This window comes from Akkermansia sp. 54_46 (genome assembly GCF_001917295.1).
Lineage (GTDB): Bacteria > Verrucomicrobiota > Verrucomicrobiia > Verrucomicrobiales > Akkermansiaceae > Akkermansia > Akkermansia muciniphila.
Genome location: NZ_MNUD01000022.1, coordinates 1 through 24,127, shown reverse-complemented (window position 1 = coordinate 24,127; position 24,127 = coordinate 1). Strand labels below are relative to the sequence as shown.

24 protein-coding genes are annotated in these 24,127 nt (G+C 57.6%); 16 read left to right on the top strand and 8 right to left on the bottom strand.

The genetic code is table 11. The annotated features are described in order from the left end of the window. Nucleotides 1–54: 54 nt before the first annotated feature. Together BHW66_RS03370 and BHW66_RS03360 are read right to left on the bottom strand one after the other, a co-directional pair. Nucleotides 55–1,410, bottom strand: coding sequence for a Gfo/Idh/MocA family oxidoreductase (locus BHW66_RS03370; RefSeq protein WP_343124355.1), 1,356 nt, complete (start codon nucleotides 1,408–1,410; stop codon nucleotides 55–57). Beyond that, nucleotides 1,407–2,348 (bottom strand): LicD family protein, encoded by a 942-nt coding sequence (locus BHW66_RS03360; protein ID WP_286688904.1) that lies wholly within the window; start codon nucleotides 2,346–2,348, stop codon nucleotides 1,407–1,409. Before BHW66_RS03360 ends, BHW66_RS03370 begins: the two co-directional genes overlap by 4 nt. 281 nt (nucleotides 2,349–2,629) lie before the next feature. Here BHW66_RS03360 and BHW66_RS03355 point away from each other — a divergent pair, with 281 nt between their 5' ends. The 3 genes from BHW66_RS03355 to BHW66_RS03345 are packed head-to-tail and all read left to right on the top strand — an operon-like array spanning nucleotide 2,630 to nucleotide 4,717. After that, nucleotides 2,630–3,415 (top strand): glycosyltransferase, encoded by a 786-nt coding sequence (locus BHW66_RS03355; protein WP_253822380.1) that lies wholly within the window; start codon nucleotides 2,630–2,632, stop codon nucleotides 3,413–3,415. Nucleotides 3,416–3,461: 46 nt separating this feature from the next. Then, entirely contained in the window at nucleotides 3,462–3,851 is a 390-nt protein-coding gene (gene tagD / locus BHW66_RS03350) for a glycerol-3-phosphate cytidylyltransferase (protein ID WP_046435594.1), read from the top strand. Further along, nucleotides 3,848–4,717, top strand: coding sequence for a LicD family protein (locus tag BHW66_RS03345; protein WP_253822379.1), 870 nt, complete (start codon nucleotides 3,848–3,850; stop codon nucleotides 4,715–4,717). The genes tagD and BHW66_RS03345 overlap by 4 nt, the downstream gene beginning before the upstream one ends. Here BHW66_RS03345 and BHW66_RS03340 read toward each other — a convergent pair. After that, nucleotides 4,687–5,277: a tetratricopeptide repeat protein gene (locus BHW66_RS03340; protein ID WP_253822378.1), complete on the bottom strand. Its 591-nt coding sequence runs from the start codon at nucleotides 5,275–5,277 to the stop codon at nucleotides 4,687–4,689. The two genes, BHW66_RS03345 and BHW66_RS03340, sit on opposite strands and share 31 nt — an antisense overlap. A gap of 99 nt (nucleotides 5,278–5,376) precedes the next feature. Beyond that, on the bottom strand, nucleotides 5,377–6,225 hold the full coding sequence (locus BHW66_RS03335) for a hypothetical protein (RefSeq protein WP_102732453.1): 849 nt from the start codon (nucleotides 6,223–6,225) through the stop codon (nucleotides 5,377–5,379). 156 nt (nucleotides 6,226–6,381) lie between these two features. Between BHW66_RS03335 and BHW66_RS03330 the strand changes: the two genes are divergently transcribed. The 4 genes from BHW66_RS03330 (at nucleotide 6,382) to BHW66_RS03315 (ending at nucleotide 9,499) form a co-directional block, all read left to right on the top strand. After that, nucleotides 6,382–7,125: a class I SAM-dependent methyltransferase gene (locus BHW66_RS03330; protein WP_253821760.1), complete on the top strand. Its 744-nt coding sequence runs from the start codon at nucleotides 6,382–6,384 to the stop codon at nucleotides 7,123–7,125. Between the two features lie 98 nt (nucleotides 7,126–7,223). Next, nucleotides 7,224–8,609 carry a UTP--glucose-1-phosphate uridylyltransferase gene (locus tag BHW66_RS03325; RefSeq protein WP_253822377.1) on the top strand — a complete coding sequence of 462 codons (1,386 nt, stop codon included), beginning with the start codon at nucleotides 7,224–7,226 and terminating at the stop codon, nucleotides 8,607–8,609. Beyond that, entirely contained in the window at nucleotides 8,596–9,150 is a 555-nt protein-coding gene (locus BHW66_RS03320) for a hypothetical protein (protein ID WP_253821762.1), read from the top strand. The genes BHW66_RS03325 and BHW66_RS03320 overlap by 14 nt, the downstream gene beginning before the upstream one ends. Further along, the gene (locus BHW66_RS03315; RefSeq protein ID WP_253821763.1) at nucleotides 9,137–9,499 is read left to right on the top strand and encodes a peptide chain release factor-like protein; all 363 of its coding nucleotides are present in this window, start codon (nucleotides 9,137–9,139) and stop codon (nucleotides 9,497–9,499) included. Before BHW66_RS03320 ends, BHW66_RS03315 begins: the two co-directional genes overlap by 14 nt. A gap of 24 nt (nucleotides 9,500–9,523) precedes the next feature. Here the strand turns inward: BHW66_RS03315 and coaD are convergent, their stop codons facing one another. Further along, nucleotides 9,524–10,033, bottom strand: coding sequence for a pantetheine-phosphate adenylyltransferase (gene coaD, locus BHW66_RS03310; protein ID WP_022197972.1), 510 nt, complete (start codon nucleotides 10,031–10,033; stop codon nucleotides 9,524–9,526). 288 nt (nucleotides 10,034–10,321) lie between these two features. Between coaD and BHW66_RS03305 the strand changes: the two genes are divergently transcribed. Continuing rightward, the gene (locus BHW66_RS03305; protein WP_102739501.1) at nucleotides 10,322–11,497 is read left to right on the top strand and encodes a 1-deoxy-D-xylulose-5-phosphate reductoisomerase; all 1,176 of its coding nucleotides are present in this window, start codon (nucleotides 10,322–10,324) and stop codon (nucleotides 11,495–11,497) included. A 4-nt stretch (nucleotides 11,498–11,501) separates the two neighbouring features. Beyond that, a complete protein-coding gene (locus BHW66_RS03300; protein ID WP_046435617.1) occupies nucleotides 11,502–12,734 on the top strand; it encodes a DUF418 domain-containing protein in 1,233 nt (410 codons plus the stop codon). A gap of 125 nt (nucleotides 12,735–12,859) precedes the next feature. On the opposite strand, the gene BHW66_RS03295 is transcribed toward BHW66_RS03300, so the two are convergent. From BHW66_RS03295 to thrS, 3 genes are all read right to left on the bottom strand, one after another. Continuing rightward, entirely contained in the window at nucleotides 12,860–13,078 is a 219-nt protein-coding gene (locus BHW66_RS03295) for a GNAT family N-acetyltransferase (protein WP_233465481.1), read from the bottom strand. Between the two features lie 113 nt (nucleotides 13,079–13,191). After that, nucleotides 13,192–13,830 carry a translation initiation factor IF-3 gene (infC, locus tag BHW66_RS03290; protein WP_012420765.1) on the bottom strand — a complete coding sequence of 213 codons (639 nt, stop codon included), beginning with the start codon at nucleotides 13,828–13,830 and terminating at the stop codon, nucleotides 13,192–13,194. 39 nt (nucleotides 13,831–13,869) lie between these two features. Next, complete coding sequence (gene thrS, locus BHW66_RS03285; protein WP_102732460.1) at nucleotides 13,870–15,762, bottom strand: threonine--tRNA ligase; 1,893 nt, start codon at nucleotides 15,760–15,762, stop codon at nucleotides 13,870–13,872. 259 nt (nucleotides 15,763–16,021) lie between these two features. Between thrS and BHW66_RS03280 the strand changes: the two genes are divergently transcribed. The 7 genes from BHW66_RS03280 (at nucleotide 16,022) to BHW66_RS03250 (ending at nucleotide 23,669) form a co-directional block, all read left to right on the top strand. Then, nucleotides 16,022–17,644 (top strand): hypothetical protein, encoded by a 1,623-nt coding sequence (locus BHW66_RS03280; RefSeq protein ID WP_102739502.1) that lies wholly within the window; start codon nucleotides 16,022–16,024, stop codon nucleotides 17,642–17,644. A gap of 57 nt (nucleotides 17,645–17,701) precedes the next feature. Then, the gene (gene hemB / locus BHW66_RS03275; RefSeq protein ID WP_031931218.1) at nucleotides 17,702–18,694 is read left to right on the top strand and encodes a porphobilinogen synthase; all 993 of its coding nucleotides are present in this window, start codon (nucleotides 17,702–17,704) and stop codon (nucleotides 18,692–18,694) included. Next, nucleotides 18,676–19,122 carry a hypothetical protein gene (locus BHW66_RS03270; protein WP_128252726.1) on the top strand — a complete coding sequence of 149 codons (447 nt, stop codon included), beginning with the start codon at nucleotides 18,676–18,678 and terminating at the stop codon, nucleotides 19,120–19,122. Before hemB ends, BHW66_RS03270 begins: the two co-directional genes overlap by 19 nt. 99 nt (nucleotides 19,123–19,221) lie before the next feature. Further along, nucleotides 19,222–19,926, top strand: coding sequence for a response regulator transcription factor (locus BHW66_RS03265; protein ID WP_102737560.1), 705 nt, complete (start codon nucleotides 19,222–19,224; stop codon nucleotides 19,924–19,926). Between the two features lie 3 nt (nucleotides 19,927–19,929). Beyond that, nucleotides 19,930–21,567, top strand: a complete 1,638-nt coding sequence (locus BHW66_RS03260; RefSeq protein ID WP_102737561.1) for a HAMP domain-containing sensor histidine kinase — start codon at nucleotides 19,930–19,932, stop codon at nucleotides 21,565–21,567. A 240-nt stretch (nucleotides 21,568–21,807) separates the two neighbouring features. Then, nucleotides 21,808–22,740, top strand: a complete 933-nt coding sequence (locus tag BHW66_RS03255; protein WP_046435825.1) for a UDP-glucuronic acid decarboxylase family protein — start codon at nucleotides 21,808–21,810, stop codon at nucleotides 22,738–22,740. A 179-nt stretch (nucleotides 22,741–22,919) separates the two neighbouring features. Then, nucleotides 22,920–23,669, top strand: coding sequence for an acyl-ACP thioesterase domain-containing protein (locus tag BHW66_RS03250; RefSeq protein WP_046435629.1), 750 nt, complete (start codon nucleotides 22,920–22,922; stop codon nucleotides 23,667–23,669). Nucleotides 23,670–24,127: the final 458 nt, after the last annotated feature.

Sequence of the window (24,127 nt, the reverse complement as noted above, 5' to 3'; positions counted from 1 at the left end):
AAGTTCCATCGGCACTACCCCAGAATTCCACAGGTGTAAGAAGGACTCTTCTTTTCAACTGATCTCTTCCACGCAATACCCTCTCCTGAAACGGGAGGCAACATCAGCCATGAACATGGAATCCTCACGGGTCAAAAGACGGTTGCCGTGCTGGCAGCCATGAATCAGGCGCAAAAACGCGCCAAGTTCATAACGCAGCCCATCCCCTTCAAAATTGGCAAAATATTTCCTGTTGAGCCGGGTATCCTCAAACCGCACTTCAAACATCTCCGTCTTCCACCACGGCGCCGGCACATAAATATACCCCTCCGTTCCGGTAATGCACAAGTCCCCTTCCTGCTTGGCTCCTATGGCTGCCGTAGCGGTGGCTACTGCATTGGAATAAAGAAATTCCGCGCGCGTGAACACGTCCACGCCCGTATGAGACTTTCTGCAAGTAACAAAACGAATCCTGCGGGGATCGGTTCCCAGAAGCTTCCCAATGACAAAGGCGGGATAGGAACCCAGTTCCGTCCAGGCGCCTCCGGCCTGCATGGGGTCATACTCCCTGGCAGCCTCATCCTCTATCAGCTTGGTAAATGTGGCGTCTACTGCCTTGATGGAACCAATAATGCCGCTCCCCGCCAAACTGGTCAATTGCTGGAAAGCTGGACAAAACGCAGTTTTAAGGGCTTCCAGCAAAACGACTCCTTTCTCCTCGGCCAGCCGGAACAGCTCTTCCGCCTCCTTCCGGGCAAGGGCAAGAGGCTTCTCGCACAATACGTGCTTCCCCCTCAACAGGGCCTTCCTGGCCATTTCATAATGGAGATGATGGGGGACGGCAATATAAACGGCATGAACCCGGTCCAGAAACTGTTCGTATTCCGTATCATATTCCAGCAGAGCGTGGGACTCTGCAAAACGGCGGACTTTCTCCTCATTCCTTCCGAAAACGGCTGTTATTTCAATATTGCTGACATATTTGGACTCCCGGAGAAAACGGCCCGCTATGCGCCCGTGACCTGCAATTCCCATATATACAATGGGATTCCGGGCGGAACGGAGGTCTGTTGAAGAAACGCCCTTGGTGCGTTCCAGGTAAACCACCTCGCAATAATCACGAAGATAGTCAAATTTCCCCGACCAGTCGGAGCCAATCACAAAAACATCCGCTCCGTACTTCCGTATGTCATGAATCTTCTGCCCTTCCAGTTCTTCCTTAATAATGAGATCCGCCAGACCGGTTTTCCGCACATTTTCCATGCGTTCCTCCAGGCTCTCCATGACATTCAGCTTGCCGCGGCTCTGGTCGTAACTGTCCGTAGTCACGCCGACGATGAGCCGGTCCCCCAGTTCCCGGGCTCTCCTCAGCAGATTCACGTGCCCCGTGTGCAGCAAATCAAAGGTTCCGTAAGTAATAACCGTTTTCATGGCATGGGCGCATCAATCAGCTTTCCGTAAACATCAATGAAACGGTTGACCGCCGCCTCAAAGGGAACCTTCTCCACCATGGCCTTCACGGAAGGATGCTTGAACTGGATGCGTTCCGGATAAGACAGATAGTCGCCGTAAAAAAATTGCAAGTACTGACGGGCATGGTTGGGCACGGAAAATATCATCCCCTCAAATTCCGCGGAGCCAAGAGGGAAGAACGTTTCATAGGAAAGGTGCGTGTTTTTTGTAAACGTAATGGCAGGAGAAAGAAAAATCCCGGGGGCTTCTTCTTCCCCGGCAGCATCCCTTCCTTCCAGAATATCCCGGCGGATTTTCTCCTGCACCTGTTCATCGGACAGGTTCATCCTGGAACCTACCAGCACCACGTCTTTCTTAAATCCGCTCATAAGCCTGTCCAGCTTCTCATGCCGTTCCGGTGATGAAAGACTCTCTGAATAAAAATGATAGGGATACACATCAAGGTTGAGGGGGGTGCCCTCATACCCTATTTGCAGAAAGGCGTGCCTGTTCCAGGTGAATCCTTCCTCACGGGGGAAAAGTACGGGAAGCAGTTCCAGCAGGCGGTCGAACTCCGGCCTCATCATGCTCACATCCAGATCATCATCCCACGGAATAAAGCCCCTGTGCCTTACCGCCCCCAGCAGCGTCCCGTAATCCAGCCAGTACCGCAGCCCGTTTTCCTGACATTTGCGCGCAAAAAGGGCCAGCAAAACCGTATTGCCGTCCTGAAGAAGCCTCAACTTCCCCGTCGCTGGGGGAACTGAGGAAATAGGGTGGTTATAAATAAGCAAATTGCGAATATCCGCCAGCTTCGCATCAAGGGACCGGTCTCTCCTTCTCCTGCATTTCTTCGCGACCCGTCCGGCAATTTTCCGCAAACGGTAGGGAAGATTGCAAAGCACCATGTATTTCATACGCCCCAGTCCTGCCATATTCAGTCTGTAAAAAACTCCGCTTTTGAAACTCTACTACCCTCTGTTTCTTTGCCTTGCCGCTGGATAGCAGATTGCCTATCCGCTGTCATGCTCCGAATAGTTGAATTCCAAGATTGTCAAATGGTTATTATCTCCTACCCCTTTTTATTTTTCCGTTTTTTCCACAATCAAAATTCTCCTATCATGTTTTCATTCAGATTTTTCTGTTGACTTCTGATAGGCAATCCGCAGAGTGAAAGGAAAATAAGTTTCTCAATCACGTGATCAGAAAGCTCCATTATTGCTGGTTTGGCGGCCCTGTTCCCAACGCCGTTTTGGACAATGTGCAAAGATGGAAAGACCTCAACCCGGAGTTTGAACTGATTGAATGGAACGAAAACAATATTGATGTATCCGCTTTTGAGTTTGGCAGAAGATGTCTGGAACAAAAAAAATGGGGGTTTTTAGGAGACGTCGTACGCCTTCAGGCTTTAACGGAGCACGGAGGCTTTTATTTGGACTGCGATATAGAACTAGTTAAGCCTTTATCTCTTCTTCCTGTAAATCATCGTTTTTCATTGGGATACATTTATAATTGCGCTCTCGGCACCGCTTTTCTCTATGCCCCGCCTCATCACCCGGTCTGCATGAATCTGCTTGATTTATATGATCAAATTAAACCGGATTGCTGGCCTGTCTCCAACACCGTCTATACAGATTATTTCATTAACGAAATTCCCGGTTTTTTATTAAACGGAAAAACCTGGAGCAATGACCTGGTGACCATTTATCCCAAGGAATTTTTTGAACAGCCGGCCTTGATACGCTCCCGTGGCTTTTCCATTCACCACTGCTGCGGTTCCTGGAAACCGGACAACGGCTCTTATTTTGCCCTGAACATGAGGAGCAGCCACCAAATTAAGTGGCTTAAGCGGAAAATCAACACAGCCATTGCATTACGCAAAAATGAATTTTATGCCTACTATCAAGCGGCCCTCAAAGGCATATCCCTGAAAAAGGAATACGAGTGGCGCCGGGAAAAGGCGCCCAGTCCACTATCGGCGTAAGCACTCTTGCTCAAACCAACCCTGCTATGGATCAAAACAAATAATTATGAAAAAAGTGATTACCTACGGCACATTCGACATGTTGCATTACGGCCATATCAACTTGCTTCGGCGGGCCAGAGCCTTGGGGGATTATCTGATTGTCGCCCTCTCTTCGGATTCATTCAATGCCATCAAAAACAAGCAATCTTTTTTCCATTACGAACACCGCAGGCAAATGCTGGAAGCCATCCGGTACGTGGACCTGATCATTCCGGAAAATGATTGGGAACAGAAGCGGGAAGACATCATCAAGCACAACGTCAACATCTTTGTCATGGGAAATGACTGGGAAGGAAAATTCGATTTTCTAAAAGACATATGTGAAGTCGTCTACCTGGAACGGACTCCGGAAATTTCCACGACCCGGATAAAAAATCATCTGAAAATCCGATGAAAGAAATCTCCGCACCCCAGGCGAAACGGATTCTGGTTGAGATCTTACAGGAATTTCATCAATTCTGCCACAGAGAAAATTTACGTTATTCCCTATACGCGGGAAGCCTGATCGGGGCATTGCGCCATCAGGGTTTCATTCCGTGGGATGATGACATTGACGTACTTATGCCCCGGGAAGATTATGAACGGCTGTTTCATCTTTACCACACTTCTCCGCATCCGGCTCATCTGGAATTAAATGATTCCCGCACCAGGCCGGATTACTTCTACCCGTTCATGAAACTGGAAGACACCCGCACCATCATGGTTGGAAAGGGAAAAGAGAGAGTCCGCATAGGACTACACATTGACATTTTCCCTCTTGACGGCATGCCGAAATCCCTCATTGCCGCCAACGCCTATCTATACCTTCACAGACTGTTCCGCCATGCCACCACACTGGCCAGCCTTCATCTGCGGGTAAAAGGCAGGAGCCTTCCGAAACAGTTGTTTCTGTTCATGTTTAAAACGCTCACCTTGGGAGCGACGTCCGCCCGCTGGAACAAAATAAGTCATTGGATCGCCAGACGCTATTCATGGGAAAAATCCCGTTGGGCCGGCAATGTCATCTGGGGATATGGCACAAAAGAAAAAGTTCCCGGCGCGTATTATCAAGGAAATCAAGCCGTGCCTTTTGAAGGATTCCAATTTGACGCCATGGGAAACGCCGATGGCTACTTGCGTTGCGTGTACGGAAATTACATGACTCCGCCGCCTCCGGAAAAAAGAATCCCCACGCACATAACGCCGGGCGAAATTTATATCAAAAACCTTTGCTCCGTTCCCGATTCCGGTCAGAGTTTGTCCAGGGCGGAGCGGCCATAGGCCGTATCGGGATATTTATCCGCAGCTTCCTCCCAATATTTCCGGGCCCTGTCCGGGTCATGGAGCTGGGAATCGTAAATGGCACCTATCTTGTACAGGAACAGAGCCCGGTCCTCCTTGCGCCATCCTCCGTATTCCAGTCCTTTCTGAAGGACGTTGACGGAATCTGCGTACCGGCGCATATCGTTCAGCAGGCTGGATTCCATGAGCCAGGAACGCACCAGCCCCGGATTCTCCTTCCGGTAGCGTTCCAGCAATTCCAGAGCGCCCTGGGGATCCCCGGAATTCAGCATGCGCCTGGAAGCCTCCACCAGCACTTCCTCATCCGTAGTAATATTGGAGGAATACAGCGTCTTGGTCACCAGCTCCCCCATGACGGGCAGCAGATGCCTGATGACGAGCCACACTTCAAAGGCAATCACCGGAACCAGAACCAGCAGGGATTGCAGCGGGGAAAGGGGAATGGCCTGCGCCAGGAACATAAACAGGCCCAGCGGAAGCAGCACCAGCAACAGCCGTATAAACATGCGCCGGGCCAGCAGAAAAATCATTTTCAACATGGCAGGGGATTCAAGGGAAGCCGGGGAGGGGGCATGCGCCCCCGGAAAGGGGGAACGCTTCCGCGGCCCTTCCCGGTGAAAGGGCCGCGGAGCATCCGCTTAAAAACGGTAAACGGCTTCCACGCCCACACGGATGCGGAAGTCCTCAATCGCGTTCATGCCGGCGTAGCGGCGGATTTCGGAACGGGTGTTTCCCGCCCAGTCAAGCTGGATGAAGGGAATAATCCGGAACCCGCGGCTGGAATCCACACCCGTTACGCGCACGGGAGCCGCCAGCTTGATGTTAACCTGGTCAAACCCGGCTACGCCGGGCCCCCAGTAACTGGAAGAATAACCTGTTCCGGCGCTCAGCTCCAAATCCACCTTTTCATGAATCAGGCCGCACCAGCGCTTGCCCGCGTTCAAGTCAATGCGCCAGCCGATCATGCCGTAAAAGCCGTACTGCACATCCAGGGAACCAAAATAGCCGTGGCCCGGATCGTCATACGCCAGCCCCGCCGTGACGGACTGGGCAAGGGAATGGGGAGCCTTCCCCATGTGCTTGCTCAAATACCCCGGGAGTCCGCCGTAATTCAACTCATACCCGCCCCGGAAGGAAAGATTGGGGAACAGCTCTTTGACAGCCTTCCAGCTGGCGTCAAAGGCGTCCTTGTCGCTCAGCAGCCCGTCGCAGAAAGCCATGTATTCCGCGCCGATTTCCTGCTTCCAGTCTCTGACCAGGTTGAGGTTCAGCTCGCCGCCGATGTTAAACACGCCGCTGCGGTTCAGCACGGAGGAAGCCACCACGTCTTTATAGGCATACCGGGAATCATAGCCGATGTGGGCCGCTCCGCTGATGGTATTGTTATAGGAACTCGCGGGCCGGGGGTCATAACCGTATCCGTCATAGGCGCCGGCAGAAACCGCGGCCAGGGCGGAAGCCGCCAGGAACAGGGCTGTTGCTTTCATAGTAAGCTTATCTTAATCATTTCCCGCCCGCCAACGCAAGGAAGAATCCCGGCACGGCGCGGAGAAATGGACAAAGCGCCTCCGGGAGAAATGCCATGAAAACAAGACAGAGTCTTTCTTGAAAAAAATCCCTTTTTTCCCTACGATGGAGAGGTCATGGACTGGAATGCTGAATGGTATGAAAACAAACACGGTTTTGTCGCGGAATACGGCAGGGAGCTGCTCTCCTGCGTACCGGAAAATCCAGAACAGTCCATTCTGGACCTGGGCTGCGGAACCGGTACGCTGACGCACGCTCTGCTGGAAAAATCGGCTTCCGTCACCGGCCTGGATTCCTCTCCGGAAATGATAGCAACAGCCCGCCGGTTCTATCCCGGCATGGACTTCCGCGTGCTGGACGCCCGCCTCATGCCCTGGCGCAACAGGTTTGACATCGTTTTCTCCAATGCAGCCTTCCATTGGATACCGGACCATGGGACTCTCTTAAATGCCGTTTACCGCGTCCTGAAACCGCAGGGGAAATTGGTCTGCGAATTCGGAGCCCGCTTCAATATTCTCCGCATCAGGGAAGCATTCCGGACAGCCCTGGAACGCAGGAGCCTCCCGTACACAACGCGTTTTTACTTTCCCGCCGCGGAAGAATACGGCAGCGTGCTGGAACAAGCCGGGTTCCGCCCGGAAACAATGAAGGAATTTGACCGCCCCACGCCGCTGAAAGACGGTCCTGACGGCCTGCGCAACTGGACCGACCAATTCTTCCGGGAAGACTTGAAAAACCTCCAAGAAGAACAGCTCACCCAGATTTTCAAGGAAATGGAGGATTCCCTGAAAGATGAGTTATGGGACGGTTCCCAATGGGTGGCGGACTACCGGCGGATCCGGGTGACGGCAGCCAGATAATCCGGAGCAGCCCCCACAGGAAAAAGAAAACGCGCGGGCATTCCGGATACGCTGATAATGCTTGAGCCGCCTCCGGGCATTTTGTACAAAAGCCGTTAATGAGTACGTTCACTCCTTTTGCGGAAAAGATGGAGTCCGCCGGCGTTTCAGCCGCGGCCGTCAACGCTTTCTCCCGTTGTTACGAAGCCCTTGTTTCCAACCACTCCGGCATGATTCCGGAAACGGACATCCTGCCCGCCGACCAGGTGGAAGACTGGCAGGACATCACGACCTCCACCCCCGCGGCGGACAAGGACCTGATTTCCCGTTGCGTATGCATCAAGCTCAACGGCGGCCTCGGCACGAGCATGGGCCTCCAGAAGGCGAAAAGCCTGCTGAAAGTAAAAGGAGAGGATACGTTCCTGGATTTGATCGTCAGGCAGGTGAAGCATCTGCGCTCCATCTCCGGCACGCCGGTGCGCCTTCTGCTGATGAATTCTTTCTCCACCAGCGCGGACACGCTGGCCTACCTGGAAAAATACGCGGCGGACGGCTTTGCAGACCCGGCCCAGGTGGAACTGATGCAGAACCGCGTGCCTAAAATTCTGGCGGACGGCCTCTCCCCGGCCAGCTGCCCGGAGCAGCCGGAGCTGGAATGGTGCCCGCCAGGCCATGGGGACCTGTATCCGGCCCTGCTGGGGTCCGGCTGGCTGGACCGCCTGCTGGCGGATGGCGTTAAATACGCCTTTGTCTCCAATTCCGACAATCTGGGCGCCCAGCTTGACATGAACTTCCTCCGCTGGTTTGCGGAAAGCGGCGCTCCCTTCGTCATGGAAGTCACCCGCCGCACGGAGGCGGACAGGAAAGGCGGCCACCTGGCGGTCAGGAAGTCGGACGGCCAGCTGATTCTGCGGGAAGTGGCTCAGTGCCCGGATGAGGACATTCCCGAATTCCAGAATATCTCCAGGCACCGCTACTTCAACACCAATACGCTCTGGATACGCCTGGACGCCCTCAAGGAAATTCTGGACGCCAACGGCGGCGTGCTCCCGCTGCCCATGATCCGCAATAAAAAAACGCTCAACCCCCGCGATCCGGAATCCGCCCCGGTGTACCAGCTGGAAACGGCCATGGGCGCGGGCATCGAATGTTTCCCGGGAGCCAGGGCCGTCAATGTCCCGCGTTCCCGTTTCTTCCCCGTCAAGACCACTTCCGACCTGTTCCTGCTCCGTTCGGACGCCATCGTTGTGGATGAACACGGCAACGTGGCCCTGGCGCCGGAACGGCAGGGCAACACCCCGGTGGTGGACCTGGATTCCAAATTGTACAAGCTGGTGGATTCCCTGGACGGGCTGGGCCTGCCCTCCCTGACAGGCATGGACAAGCTGACCCTGCGCGGCCGCTTCCACTTCCAGGACGGAGCCGTTCTCCGGGGCACCCTGCTGATGGAAAACGATTCCGACGAAACGAAGGAAATCCTCCCGGGCGTCTATGCCGGAGCCTGAACGCCATACTCCCGTTTCCGCGCCCCGTCCGGTCCAGGCCGGGCTGGGCGTGGAAGACATCCGCCACATTCCCGTCCAAAAGAGGGAACTGCGCTTCACCCGGAACCGGGCAGGCGCCATCCTGACGGCGGCGGGGGTCCTTCTGGCAGCCACCGCCGCATTCCTCCAGCTCACGGGATATGATACAATTACCCCGTACCTGCCCGCCCCCCTGTGGGCCATGCAGGCCGCGGCGCTTGTTCCCGCCGTCCTCTGCCTGGCCGCGGGGTGCCGCTGCCTGAAACACGCGGCCGTCATCGTCACCCCGGTGGGAGTGGAAATCCTGCCCTTTCTGCGGGCGCGGCGCGCCATGCAATGGTTCTTCTGGCAGCAGATTCGCTCTGCGGACCGGGAAGGCGGACGGCTAAACCTCCGCCTGGCTGACGGCTCAACCGCTGCCATCAGCCTCCGCCCCATGACGGCCGCCAGCCGGGACATGCTGGCCCATGCGGTCAGCCAGCGCGTCAACACCCTGCAATCTTCCGGCTATGGTCAGGCCTGAAAAACTGGCAGCTCTCCGGGAACGGATGGAGGCCCTGGGCATCCGTGAACAGGATCTGGAGGAAAGCTTTGTCCGCGGAAGCGGGCGAGGCGGCCAGAAAGTAAATAAAACCAACAACTGCGTTTACCTCAGACACACGCCCACGGGCATCGCCGTCAAATGCCATGCGGACAGATCCAGGGAACTCAACCGCTTTCTGGCGCGCAGGGAACTGTGCGATGCTGTGGAACAAATGCAAACGGGCCGATGCGCCGCAAGAGCCCGCGTCATCCAGCGCATGAGAAAGCAGAAAGACAGAAGGAGGCGCAGGCGTTCCGCCCCTGCCCTCTCTCCACCGGACAGCGAATAACGGAACGGAAATCCGGAATCTCCGCTAGGAACGCGGAAAAACCTCACGGTACTTCTCCTTCAACATGGCGAATACATTGTGGGGGACATAGCGGCTCACCTGGCTCTCCCAGCCTTCCGGCCCAATCAACCCTTTCACCATGCTGGAGGACAACTCCGCCGTATCCCGGGGAGGCATCAGGAACACCGTACAGACCTTGGGGGCCATATCCGCATTGATATGGCGCATCACGCGTTCATACTCGTAATCCTGCGTGGAACGGATGCCGCGCAGCATGAACGTAGCCCCGTGTTCATTGGCGAAATCCACCAGAAAGCGGTTGTGGAACTCGGCAATGCGCACATCCGGCATATCGGAAAGAGCCACCCGCAGCATATCCATGCGTTCCTCATGGGAAAACGTATAACGCTTGTCCGGATTGTCGCCCATGGCCACAATCAGCTCATCAAACATCCTCGCGCCCTGCCTGATCATCCATAAATGACCATTGGTCAGAGGGTCGAAACTACCGGCATACACGGCGATGCGCTTCATTCGTGCCATCCTATACGCCCTCCGGAGGAAAATACAACCCTTTTCCATGCGGCGGAACATTCCTTCACGTTCCAGGCCCGCTCTTTTCCCGCCCTCCCTGCTTGACAAGCCAGCAGGAACGCAGCAACCCACGGCACAAACCGCCTGCGGCACGAACGCGTGGCGGCCTTTCCCCGGCCCGCCGGAATAAAACCGGGCTGACGGGAAAACGGCCCATGCGGCACGGGGAAAATTTTCATCCCCCCGGCTTGTCAAGGGACCGTATTTTTTGCATGATGCTTCTCCGTTATGCAGAAACGACGCGTCGTCATCCTGGGCTCCACCGGTTCCATCGGAACCAGCGCTCTGAAAGTCGCCCGGGATATTCCGGACAGAATGGAAATCGTGGGGCTGGCCGCAGGAACCAGCGTGGAGGCGCTGGCCCGCCAGGCGCGCGAATTCAACGTGCGCAGCGTATGCATCTTCGACTCGTCCGCAGCGGACGAGCTGGCGTGCGCTCTCCCCGGCGCGCAGGTGGAAACGGGAGAAGAAGGGCTGTGCCGCCTGGCGCAGCTCTCGGAGGCGGACATGGTGTTAATCTCCATCGTGGGAACCGCCGGTCTCAAGCCCGCGCTGGCCGCTATTGAAGCAGGCAAGGACCTGGCCATCGCCAGCAAGGAAATTCTGGTCATGGCCGGGCAAATCGTCATGGAAAAAGCCCGCCGGGCCGGTGTGCAGGTGCTTCCGGTGGACAGCGAACACAACGCCATTTTCCAGTGCCTGAACGGCAACCACGGCGGCCCGGAAGCCGTCTCCCGCCTGATTCTGACGGCCTCCGGCGGACCCTTCCGCACCTGGAACAGGGAAGACCTGGAACACGTTACGCTGGAACAGGCCCTCAAGCATCCCACCTGGAGCATGGGCCGCAAAATCACCATAGACTCCGCCACCCTGTTCAATAAAGGGCTGGAAATGATTGAGGCTCGCTGGCTCTTTGACGTTCCCATGGAAAAAGTGGACGTCATCGTCCACCCGCAGAGCATCGTGCACTCCATGGTGGAATACCGGGACGGCACGGTGCTGGCCCAGATGAGCAGCTCGGACATGTGCTTCCCCATCCAGTACGCCGTCACATGGCCGGACCGCGTTCCCAACTCCCTGAAGCAGCTCAATTTCGCGGAAATCGGCCGGCTGGTGTTTGAGGCCCCCCGCACGGATGTCTTCCCTGCCCTGGACCTGGCGCGCAGGGCCGGAAATGGCAACAGCACCCTGGCAGCCGTTTACAACGCCGCCAATGAAGCGGCGGTGAATGCTTTCATCCACGGCCAAATCTCTTTCCCCGGCATCTGGAAACTGGTGGAGGCCGTCATGGACGACCATACCCCGGCGGATCCCCGCGGGGAACTGGCCCCCATTCTGGAAGCGGACCAATGGGCCAGGAGGCGCGCGGCGGAACTTCTCCCATCCTTTTCCCGCCCCTGCTGACGCCATGACCGCCCGGACTCCCGCCGGAACGCCTCCCCCGGCCGCGCGCATCACCATTCTGGATATCCTCCGGGCTCTGGCCCTGCTGGGCATCGTCATCGTCCACACGCACGACCACTTCAACCTCTATCTCCCCATGCCCCCGGCGGAAGGATGGCAGGCTGCGGCCAACAGCGCGGCGGACTGGGCCTATGAACATCTCTTTGTCAGCAAATCCTTCCTGCTCTTCTCCTTCCTGTTCGGACTCAGCTTCTTCATCCAGCTGGACAGGCGGGAGCAACAGGGAATCGACTTCCGGAAACGCTTCATGTGGCGCCTGACGCTCCTGTTCCTGCTGGGTCTGGCGCATACCCTGTTCTATGACGGAGACATCCTCACCCTCTTCGGCACCCTGGGCTTTGCCCTGGTCATGCTCTACAAATGCGGGACTCCCCTGCTCATCACCCTCTGCGCCCTGTGCCTGATTCAGCCGGTCATGCTTATGGACCTGTTGAACCATGCCGGGCTGGCGGACTGGTGGCCCCACTCCTCCGGCTGGTTCCATACGGGCTCCCCGGCTGCGGGTCCCACGCGGGAATTCCTGTACGCCCACGGCAGCTGGGGTCAGGCGGCCCTGTGGAACCTGACGCAGGGCCAGGCGGGCAAATGGCAGTTCTTCCTGCTCAGCGGCCGCCTCTGGCAGACGCTGGGCCTCTTCATCCTGGGCATGCTGGCGGGCAGATGGCGCGCCTTTGAAGACGCGCCCAACAAACGCAGCCTGTTCCTGCGGACGCTGGGCGTGGCCGGGCTCCTGTTCCTGGCTTTGCTGGCAATGCGCCTGTACCTCATCCCGCAGCTGGGCGCCCCTCTGGAAGCGGATGCAGCCCGTCTCCTGCACCCATGGGAAAACCTCTTCTATACCGCGGCTTTCGTCTCCGCCGCCGTCCTGCTGTTCACCCATCCCGGCCTTCCCCTGCCCACCCGGCTGCTCAGCAGCGCCGGCAAATGCACGCTGACCTGCTACGTCACCCAGACGCTGGTCTTCACCTTCCTCTTCTTCGGGTGGGGGCTGGGCCTGGCCCAGGACATGGGACCGTGGCCATGCCTGTGCGCGGCCGTGGCCGTCTTCCTCCTCCAGGCATGGGCCTGCCGCCTCTGGCTAAGCCATTTCCTGTACGGCCCCCTGGAATGGCTCTGGCGCACCGCCACCATGTGCCGCATGCAGCCTTTCTGCAAACGGATGTCCAAAGAAAATTGAGATATTATTCACCTTCTTCCCGTTCCATCCCGATTTCTCCGAACGTAGGAGGAATAGAACGCATAGCCTCCTGCGTCCGGCCCGGAATAAAACCATTCCTGCCCTTCAGGAAGTGAGAACGATGCTTAAATACCCGGCAGCCACGAACCGACACCGTATCCCTGGTACCTAGGATACACCAGCAGGTAATGGACATAAGCCGTCATGGTTCCGTCATCCATGACGGCTACCAGCCCCGCCAGTCTGTTCTCATCCCAAGCGGAGAACACAGCCTCGTAATGGAGCAATACCTTCTCCAGGCGTTCCAGACGGTTTCCAGATTCCCATTGAACGGAAAGAAACAATTCCTCCAGTGCCTCCGGGAGAATTCCCCGGGTCTCTATAGAAAAGCATTCTCCCGTAAAAAAGGCTTTCCGCCTTATAAGGGCGGAAAGCCTGAAAAAGAAAAAATGCCGTTTTACTCGTCGTCTTCCGCGTCAAAGGCGGAGTCTTCGGAATCGAAGTCCTTATCCAGGTGGGCGGTGAATTTCTTCACGCGCTGCTGGGCGGGGAGCGGGGAAAGCACCATGTGCATGGTGTTGCCGGCCAGGCGCGGGGCCTGGTCCACCTGCGCCATGGTCTTCATGTCCGCGATGACTTTGTTGAAGACATCGTAGCCAAGCTCCTGGTGGGCGTTCTCACGACCGCGGAAACGGAGCTGGAAACGGACCTTGTGGCCATGATCCAGAAAGCTTTCCGTACGGGCCATTTTCACATTATAGTCATTGGTATCCGTACCGATGCGGAGCTTGATTTCCTTAAGCTTGACGGTTCGGCTCTTGTTGTTTTTCTGGAGTTTGGCCTGCTGGTATTTGTACTTGCCGTAATCAACCACGCGGCATACGGGCGGATCGGCATTGCCGGCCACTTCCACCAGGTCCAGACCAAGAGCCTTGGCTTTTTCCAGCGCGTCGCGCGTGTTCATGACGCCCAGCTGGTCGCCGTTGGCAGTCACTACCCGCACGCGGGGCGCACGAATCCGTTCATTGATCCGAGTCTGATCGCCGCGGTCACGGCGGCGATTTCCGTCATTATTCTTCGTTGGCTTGGTTGGCACGTCCGGATACTACTAAACTAAAAGGAATAACTTGGCAACTCAAATCACGGGAGAAATATGACGCTCCGCGATTTCCCGGGCCACGAGGTCCGCAAATTGCTCAAAGGGCATCGCCCCCAGATCCCCCTTGTCCCGGTGGCGGACGGAGACGGTGCCGTCTTCCGCCTCCCGCTGGCCGAGCACCAGCATGTAGGGAACGCGGTCCAGGCGGGCGTTGCGGATTTTGGCGCCGATTTTATCCGGCGTTTCGTCCACCGTGACGCGCACTCCCCTCGCGGACAGGGCGGCGCGATGCGCGGCGGCCACGTCCGTCACCTTGTCGGAGATGGGCAGCACGCGCACCTGTTCCGGAGAAAGCCAGGTGGGGAATTTCCCTTCAAAGTGTTCAATCAGAAGCCCCGTGAAGCGTTCCATGGAGCCGAAGGGAGCGCGGTGCACCATCACGGGCCGGTGCGGCTTGTTGTCCGCTCCGGTGTAATGGAGGTCAAAGCGTTCCGGCAGGTTGTAGTCCACCTGCACGGTGCCCAGCTGCCATTCGCGGCCGATGGCGTCGCGCACGATGAAGTCGATCTTGGGGCCGTAGAAGGCGGCTTCCCCAGCTTCCTCGCTGTAGTCCGCCCCCAGCCATTCCGCGGCTTCCCGCAGGGCCTGTTCCGCTTTGTCCCAGTTTTCCGGGGAACCCACGTATTTGTCGCTTTCCGGGTCGCGCATGGAAAGGCGCACGCGGTAGTCAGTCATGCCCAGCGTGCCGAAAATAGTTTTCACGATGCCCAGGCACTGGCGGATTTCCCCGGCCAGCTGGTCCGGCGTGCAGAAGATATGGGCGTCATCCTGCGTGAAACCGCGCACGCGCGTCATACCGCCCAGCTCTCCGCTCTGTTCCCAACGGTACACCGTGCCGAATTCCGCCAGCCGCACGGGAAGGTCCCGGTAGGAGTGGGCGTCATTCGCGTAAATCTTGATGTGGTGGGGGCAGTTCATCGGCTTGAGCATATAGCCCTCAATGGTGCCGGTGGCCAGGCCGTTGAACAGTTCCGCGCAGGAAGCCCCCTCCTGGCTGAGTTTTTCCATGGCGTCCCGTTCCGGGATAGGCGCGTACTGGCTTTCCTGGTAATACGGGAAGTGCCCGGATGTGCGGTACAGGTCCAGCTTGCCGATGTTGGGCGTGTACACCTGGGAGTAGCCCAGCTTGTCCAGCTCTTCCGTGATGAAGTCCTGCAGGGAACGGCGGATAAGAGCCCCCTTGGGCTTCCAGAGGATGAGCCCCTGCCCCACGGATTCGTCAATGCAGAACAGGCCCAGTTCGCGGCCCAGTTTGCGGTGGTCGCGGCGCCGCGCCTCTTCCAGCCGTTCCAGGTGTTCGTCAAGCTGGGTGCGGTTCGGGAAACAGGTGCCGTAAATGCGCTGGAGCATGGGGCGGTTTTTGTCCCCCTTGTAGAAGGCGCTCGCCACGCTCATGATTTTGAATGCCTTGCAGTTGCCCGTGCGGCCCACGTGAGGACCGGCGCACAGGTCCGTAAAATCCCCGTTTCGGTAGAGGGAAATCTCCTCGTCTTCCGGGATGTCGTTCAACAGGTCAATCTTGAAGCGGGAAGGCTCACTGCGGGGGCCCAGGGCGCCCAGCTCCCCGGATTCCGCCATTTTCATGGCATCCGCGCGGGAAATGACTTCCTTCTGGAAAACCTGGTTTTCCTTCACCACTTTTTTCATCTCCTCCTCAATGCGTTCAAAGTCCTCTGTGCTGATGCGGTGGTCCAGCTCCACGTCGTAATAAAAACCGTTATCCACGGCAGGCCCGCCGGCCAGCTGGGCATCCGGCCAGAGGCGGCAAATGGCCGTAGCCAGAACGTGCGCGCAGGAGTGGCGCAGCCGTTCCAAATCAGACATCTGTTGGCGTTCTTCAAGAGTCTTTCTTTCCTTGTGTTCGGACATACGCGCATCAGTAAACCTCTCTTAAACGCTGTTGGCAAATGCAAAAAGACCTTCTTCCCGAAAATTCAAGGCATGAACGCCGCGGAAAAGCCCTTTCCTCCGGCTTCCGGATTCTTCTTCCGGGACGCATCCTTCCCCCCTTTTCGTTCGCTTTTCCCCGGAGTTCAGGGTTGTCCGCCCTGCGGCAACAGCCGCGTCAACATTCCCAACGAATGATTTACACCCGCAGCCGTTTATGCCATAGTGGCGGCCAGCGGTCATGAACATCCTCCCCCTCTCCCTTTTCTGCCTCTGCCTCTGCTGCGGGTTTTCCCGGGGCGGCCAGCCGCCAGAGGGCGCTCCTGTCCGTTTCCGGATCAATATGGATCAGGCTGCGGAAAACAAGGCTCCGTCCACGGGCCCCGTTCCGGACCAGAGCACGCCGTTGAACGCGGCCAAACTGCTGCTCCGCGCCCTTCAGGAAAAAACGGACTGGAAACACGAGCCGTACAAGTCATTGCCCGCCACTTCCCCCTTTGTAAGCCAACTCAGGCTGAAAAGCATCCTTTCCCGCATGGAGGCGGTTCAAGGGTATGTCACCGGAGCGGCCCCGGAACGTCCGCCCTTTGTGGATGAAGACTCCATCATTGCCGAAGGCGACCTGGCAATGGCCTACATCCTGCTGCCGGACAAGGCCAACCCGTACGTTTATGCGGCCACCGCCGTGGCCCTGGTGAAAAAAGAAGGCCGGTGGCAGGCGTCCCTGACTCCCGGAAGCTTTGACAACACATTCCTTCCCTTTGACGACCGCATCCGGGGAGAAGCAGAAAAACTGTCCTCGGAGGCCAAGAAGAAAATTTTCGGCCTCGCCCACCAGTACTCCGTAGCCGCCGTTAAAGCCGCCCTGGAACATATCAAGCGTTTCCGCCAGGAAAACGTCAAGGGAACAACGGACGACGAACTCAAGAACCTGCTCATCCGGGCCGTGAAGGGGGATGACCCGGCCCTCATCGCCGCCCTGCTCGTTTCCCCGTATTATACGGAATCCGCCATTACCCAGAGCGCACGCCTCATTCCCGTGGTCAAGGCCATGCGCCTCCAGGACAGAAGGGAGGAAAACCGCTATATCCAGCCTACCCACCTCAGCTTCATGACCTTTCCGAATACCATCCTGGTTCCCCTGAGCCCCCATCCGGACGACCAGATGGCCCCGAACAGCCGTGAAGAAGACCAGCAGGAGGAAGCCAATAAAAACAACGCGAAGAAGAACGGCAAGGACATCCACAGCATCGGAGCCATGACCATCCTGCCGCCGCGCATGAGCATGCCGGACATAGACAAACCCGCTCTCATTTACCGCTATGCGCTGGAAAAAACCAAGGATCCCACAGACGGCCTTCCCGTCTTCAAGATGAACCTGACGGACGCTTTCGCTTCCTGGAATCTGAAACCGGACGAATCCACCACCGCCCGCATCATGGCGGATTTCCATCGGACGTATCCTCCGCTGTCCTTTCCCACGCCGGAAGAGGCCGTAACCGCCGCCGGCCGCGCCCTGGCGAACCGGGACAGCCTGGCCATGATGCGCATGCTGGCCCCGTCCAACTTCGCCTCCGTGAAGGAATTTGAAGACGCGCTCTCCCAATTGAAAACAGTCATGGGAAGGATTCCCACCCCGCACACCAGGGTAAGGGAAAAAGACGTTCCCGAAGTCAAAGCGGCGTATATTCCCGCCGCCAGAGACGGCTGCGCCGGAATCAAGGCCACCATCGGCGTGCGTACAGCAGTTGGAAATGAATTCTCCGTCAACAACCTGCACTTCATCCAAACAGACGGCGGCTGGATGCTCGCCGGGGCCGATGCGGAACAGCCGCTGGAACTGGAGGCCCCCAAGGCTCCCTGATCATATCCGTCCCGGAACGCCATGCCTTCCTAAAAACCTTTTCATTACCACACCATGATGAATCTACCGATACGGCCTCGCCGCAACAGAAAATCCGCCAACATCCGGGGTCTTATCCGGGAAACCTCCCTTTCCCCGGAACACCTCATCTATCCCGTCTTCGTCCATGAAGGGACCGGGAACCAGCCCATCCCCTCCCTGCCGGGCTGCACGCGCTGGAGCGTCAAGGGACTGGTGGAGGAAGCTAAGCGCCTGATGGATCTGGGCATCCGGACGCTGGATCTTTTTCCAGCCATTCCGGATGAGAAAAAAACGCCGGACGCCTGCGAAGCCTGCAACCCTGACGGCCTCATCCCGCGCACCATTTACGCGCTCAAAAGCGAAGTGCCGGGCATCACCGTCATGACGGACGTAGCCCTGGATCCCTACAATTCCGACGGCCATGACGGCCTAGTGGAATTCCGCTCCGACGGAACGATGGAAATCCTTAACGACGATTCCGTGGAGGTTCTCTGCCGCCAGGCATTGTGCCACGCGGATGCCGGGGCGGATATCGTCTCCCCCAGCGACATGATGGACGGCCGCGTGGCCGCCATCCGCGCCACCCTGGATTCCGAAGCCCTGGACGATGTCTCCATCATGGCCTATACCGCCAAGTACGCCAGCGCTCTGTACGGGCCGTTCCGCGGAGCTCTGGAGAGCGCGCCCAAGGAAGGGGATAAAAAAACCTACCAGATGGATCCCGGCAACATCCGGGAAGCCCTTAGGGAAGCGCAGCTGGATGAAGCGGAGGGTGCGGACATCCTGATGGTGAAACCCGCCACATTGTATCTGGACGTTATGGCCGCCATGCGGAAGCAGGTGACCCTTCCCATAGCCGCCTACCATGTCAGCGGGGAGTACCTGATGATCAAGTCCGCCGCAGCTTCTGGCTGGCTGGATGAACGGGAAACAGTTCTGGAGACTCTAATATCCATCCGGCGCGCCGGGGCCGATATGATCCTTACGTATTACGCCCCCCAGGCCGCCGAATGGCTTCAACAACGCTGACGCCGCACGGCCACCGTACCGGAGGTGGACGTACGGGTCAGAACACCGCCCTCCGCATGTCCACCTCCACGAAAATCATTGTCGGCATCGTGATCGTCGTCGTTATGGCGCTCACTTCCTTCTGGGGTGTTTACGCTCCTTCTTTTTCGGAAGCCTATATACTGCCCGTCCAGATGACGGCGGCTGACGGAACACCGCTTGGCGACTTCCAGTGCCGTCCTGTACCCGGGGAAAACGGAAAGACGCTCCTGGTCTTCCGGGATGCGGATTTCCTGCGCCAGACTACGGGCGGCATGGTGCATTCCAAAATCATCCTTTCCTACAAAGGTACGCCGTTCTTTGAAGGAATTGTCCCCGGTCCCATGGAGGCCATTGAAATTCCCTCCGGCAGCCTTCCTCCCCCCTTCCGGGAACTCCGGCATCACTAAGCCCCCCCCGGGAAGACGGCCTGTTATGGCATTGTTACTGAAAGGGCGCAGGTTTCTCTATACAACAGGGGAAATATTGTGGTTTTATAGAATCAAACGATGAGTGATTCAGCCTATACCATTCTGATTGCGGAGGACGACGACAGCATCAGGCATGCTCTGACGGATGTTCTGACCGCATCCGGCTACGAGGTGCTGGCGCTGGAAGAAGGACTGGCCGCCATCCACGCCGTGCGGGAACGCAATTTCGACCTCGCCCTGCTGGACGTGGCCATGCCGGGCGCCGACGGCTTCCACGTGCTGCAGGTCATGTCTAAGGAACGCCCCGGAACGCCTGTCATCATGCTCACGGCTCGCGGGGAGGAAGAAGACCGCGTGCAGGGGCTCAAGCTGGGGGCGGATGACTACATTGTCAAGCCGTTCAGCATCCGGGAACTGCTCGCCCGCATCGAAGCCGTGCTGCGCAGGTCTCCGGAACGGCCGCGCCAGCTCCGGGAAATCAGAATCCCCGGCGCCACCCTGGACAGCGCCAACCGCCTGATCACCTTTAAAGACGGGAGGGAAACCTCCCTGACCGCGCGGGAATTCGAATTCCTCACCTACATGGCCACCCACCCCAACCGCGTTATCACAAGGGACGAACTGCTCCGGCGCGTATGGGACGTGGACCCGCGCCTGACGGATACGCGCTCCGTGGAAATGACCGTCATGCGCCTCCGGGACAAGCTCGGCCCCGCCTCCGCCTCCCCTCTGGAGACGCTCAGAAGCCAGGGCTACCGCTGGAATTCATCTTTCGTTTCCTGATCCGTGAACCGGCGCATACGCATCATTCTGCTGGCAATCAGCCTGCTGCTGGTCATCGGCACGCTCGGATGGCTCACCCATGTTCTGCTGATGCAGGCGGAAGAAACGGGCCATTCCGAACAACGCATCAGGGTGGAAGCCCTGGCCCATGAAGCCAGGCTGGAAATGGACCGCCTGCTGACCGCCTTCATCACGTTCGAACAGGCCCGCGGCTATTTTGAATACCAGCCCGTTTACGCCTACAAGCGTCCCTATGACCTGAGGATGGGCGCCCCGGCCCCCGGAGAAGCAGCCCGTAGCTCCAACCTTGCCGCCTACCTGCCGGACTACGTTACAGCCTTCATTCAGATTTCCCCTGCCGGGCGCGTGACCGGCCCCGCTCTGCCCCCGGAGCTTGCCGCGTGGCTGAATGAACAGAAGGACCTTTACCAACGGCTGAACGGCAAGGTCTCCTCCCTTACCTCCGTGCCGTCCAGCGGTAACCTCTGGACAGATATACGGAATGAAATTCTGCATGAACCTCCGGAACCGGAGCCAACGGCATCCGGCGCTCCGGCGCAAGTGGAAACCGTCACTTCCTTCGTTCCCGTGGAAGACGGAGGGAACCTTTACATCCTGCGCCAGGTGCATACCAGCCGCGGTATTTATTTACAGGGAGCCCTGATGAACATGGACAACCTGAACAGACGCCTGCCCGGCCAGGTAAAGATGCTGCTTCCCCACAGCCGCCTGGCAACCTTCGACCCCTCCTCCCCGCCCCCGGAGGAAACCCGGCAGGCGGGCGCACTCCCCTTTGCCAACGCCCCCCTGGTTTTCCTTCCGGGAGACGCCGGAGCCGTTCCTCTCCAGGACCACAAAAAAATGCTGACCTGGACGCTCACCCTCATCTGGAGCATGGTGCTCCTGGGTGCGGCCGGGGTCATCTGGCTCATGCTGGGAACCTTCCGCCTGGAACAGCGCCGCGGGGACTTCGTCTCCGCCGTCACCCATGAACTCCGGACGCCCCTCACGTCCTTCTCCCTGTACACGGAAATGCTGGAAGACGGCATGGTGCCGGAACAGAAAAAGCCGGAATACTACGCCAACATGCAGCGGGAATGCCGCCGGCTGGAACATCTGATTGAAAACGTGCTCTCCTACTCCCGTCTTCAGCGGAACGCCATCCGACGTGCGCGGGACACGCTCACCTGCCAGGAGCTTTTTGAACCCATTGCGGAAAAAATAGAACGCCGCCTCCGGGAGGCGGACATCAGCTTCTCCTTTGCCCTGGCCCAGCCCATCCGCATCCTTCCTATTCATACGGATGCCGTTTCCGTAGAGCAGATTATGGACAACCTGACTTCCAACGCCATTAAATACGCCAAGGGGGAAAACGCCAAAGTCCAGCTCACCGTCCAGGCGGACCGCCACAACATCGTCATCCGCTTCCGCGACAACGGCCCAGGAATTTCCCCGAAAAACCGCAAGCTTGTCTTCAAGCCCTTCCGGCGCACAAAAGACGCTACCAACAGCCGGAAACCCGGCGTAGGCCTGGGGCTGGCGCTGGCAAGGGACACGGCACGTTCCCTGGGGGGAGACCTGAAACTGGAATTCGGCACCTTGGGGGGAGCCAGCTTTCTGCTGACGATTCCCAAATCCTGAACCTGCCAGCGGGACAGCCGGGAACCAACCGGAATTCGCCTCCCGGTCCGTACGGAAAAACCTTCCTGGTTCACCCCCTGCCTTTCCCGGACATCCCTGTAATATCCCGTCCGGGATGCTATGCGCTTGCCTTCCCGTGACGGATATGTGACATTGAACCGCAACGCATGGACTGGGGAAAACTTTCCGCTTGCTTCCCTTCCGGCGCGGCGGAACGAACAAACGCATGGACATGCCATCATGAGCAAAAGGATTTTGATTACCGGAGGCGCCGGCTTCATCGGCTCCCATCTCAGCGAACGGCTTCTCAGGGAAGGCCATGAAGTTATCTGCATGGACAACTTCTTCACGGGCAGCAAACAAAACATCCTCCACCTGACGGATTATCCCGGATTTGAAGTAATACGCCATGACGTTACCGTTCCTTATGTCATGGAAGTTGACCAAATCTACAACCTGGCCTGCCCCGCCTCTCCTCCCCATTATCAGTTTGACCCCATCCACACAATGAAAACCTCCGTGCTGGGAGCTCTGAATATGCTGGGCCTTGCCAAACGGTGCAAGGCCAGAATCCTCCAGGCCTCCACCAGCGAAGTATACGGTGATCCCATGGTCCATCCCCAGCCGGAAACCTACTGGGGAAACGTCAACCCCGTGGGCGTCCGCTCCTGCTATGACGAAGGCAAAAGATGCGCGGAGACCCTGTTCATGGACTACCGCCGCATGAACGGGGTGGACGTTCGCATCATCCGCATCTTCAACACTTACGGACCGCGAATGAACCCCAACGACGGAAGAGTTGTCTCCAACTTCATCGTTCAGGCGCTGAAGGGGGAAGACATCACCATTTACGGAACGGGCAAACAAACCCGGAGTTTCCAGTACGTGGACGACCTGGTGGAGGGAATGGTGCGCATGATGGATACGGAAGGTTTTTCCGGCCCGGTCAACCTGGGTAATCCAGAGGAATTCACCATGCTGGAACTGGCGGAAAAAGTCATTGAAATGACAGGATCTTCTTCCAAAACAGTATTCCGCCCTCTGCCCTTGGACGACCCGACCCAGCGCAAACCGGATATTCGGCTGGCAAAAGAAAAGCTGGGGTGGAAGCCTCATATTACGCTGGAAAAAGGGTTGGAAAAGACCATCGCCTATTTCCGGAGCACTCTCTAGAAATAAGGTAAGTCAACCTCAGCGGCTGCTGAAAGGATTTCCATTGCATGCCGCTCCCCAAGGCAGGCAGCCCGGAAATTACGGAGCCATTCATTTACCGGGGGGCGGCATGCCAAACAGCCGGATATTACCCGTTTTTGACTGGCTCAGAAAGAACGCCTCCGCTAACATAAGATGTTATGGAATATGCCAGCAACAAGGAAATCTATTCCGTTCAGGCAACCGTCCGCACTTACGAAAGCGGTGCGAATGGCCTGATGAAACCGGAAACGGTTCTGCACTGGTTTCAGGAAATAGCGGAAGCCCATGCCTCCTGCCTGGGTTTCGGCTATGATTTCGTAACGTCCCGCAGCCTGGCATGGGTGGAAGTGCGCCTGGATGCGGCCGTCAGCCGCCTTCCTCGGTGGAAGGAAACGGTGGAACTCCGAACCTGGACGGCCCAGGAAACGCCTCTGCTGGCGCGCCGCAACCTGGAAATCAGGGATGCCCAAGGCAACTGCATCGTTGCAGCAAGCTGTCTGTGGGCTGTCATTGATATACGCCGCAGGCGTCCTGTGCCATTAAACAGGCACATCAGCTCTTTCCCGGATACCCCATGCAAAGAAACGGTGGCTCCGGTATCCATGGACATTTCAGGACTTCTGCCGATGATAAGGGAATGGACGGCGGAACGCCGGGATACGGATTTCAACCGCCACATCAACAATGCCGCCTATCTGGTCTGGGCTCTGGACTCCCTTCCGGACTCCTGGCTAAAGAACCACCAACTGACGGGAATTCACCTGCATTTCAGAAAAGAAACCCATGCGGGAGATTCCATGAAATCCCTGCTGTTCTTCAGGGACTCCCTCACCTCCCACCACCTCATGCACGGAGATGAACTGCGGGCGGAAGCGGTATTGGAATGGAAAACCGCTGAAATCGCATAAAAAAGGCCCTATTGCTCGCGTTCCGTTCTTTTCCGGCTCCGGACAGCGGAGAGGGCTTCCGGAAACATTTGGCGCGTTTTTACAGATTTGAGGAGAGGATGAGGCGTTTCACGGGAGGGGACGAGGGGAAAAAGGGCCATTGCTTCCGTGGGGACGGCGTATTTTTTCCTTGCCGCTGTTTTGTTTTTGACCCATCCGGGCCGCCCCCAGGGGTTTTCCTCAGGCAACAGAGCCGTTCCGGAGTTGTTCCGGAGCGGCTCTGGAGGGTCAGGAGGAAGGCCTTTCGGGGGTGGCCCCCCCTCCTTGTGTTTTCTTTCTTGTTAGAAGTCGTAGCGGTAGCCGACGCTTCCGTTCAGCGCGCTGGACCCGTCACGGATGTCCGCGTTCCCGTTCACGTAGATGGTTCCCTTCGTTCCCACCGGCACGCTTAACCCCGCTCCCAGCTGCAGCGCCGCCGT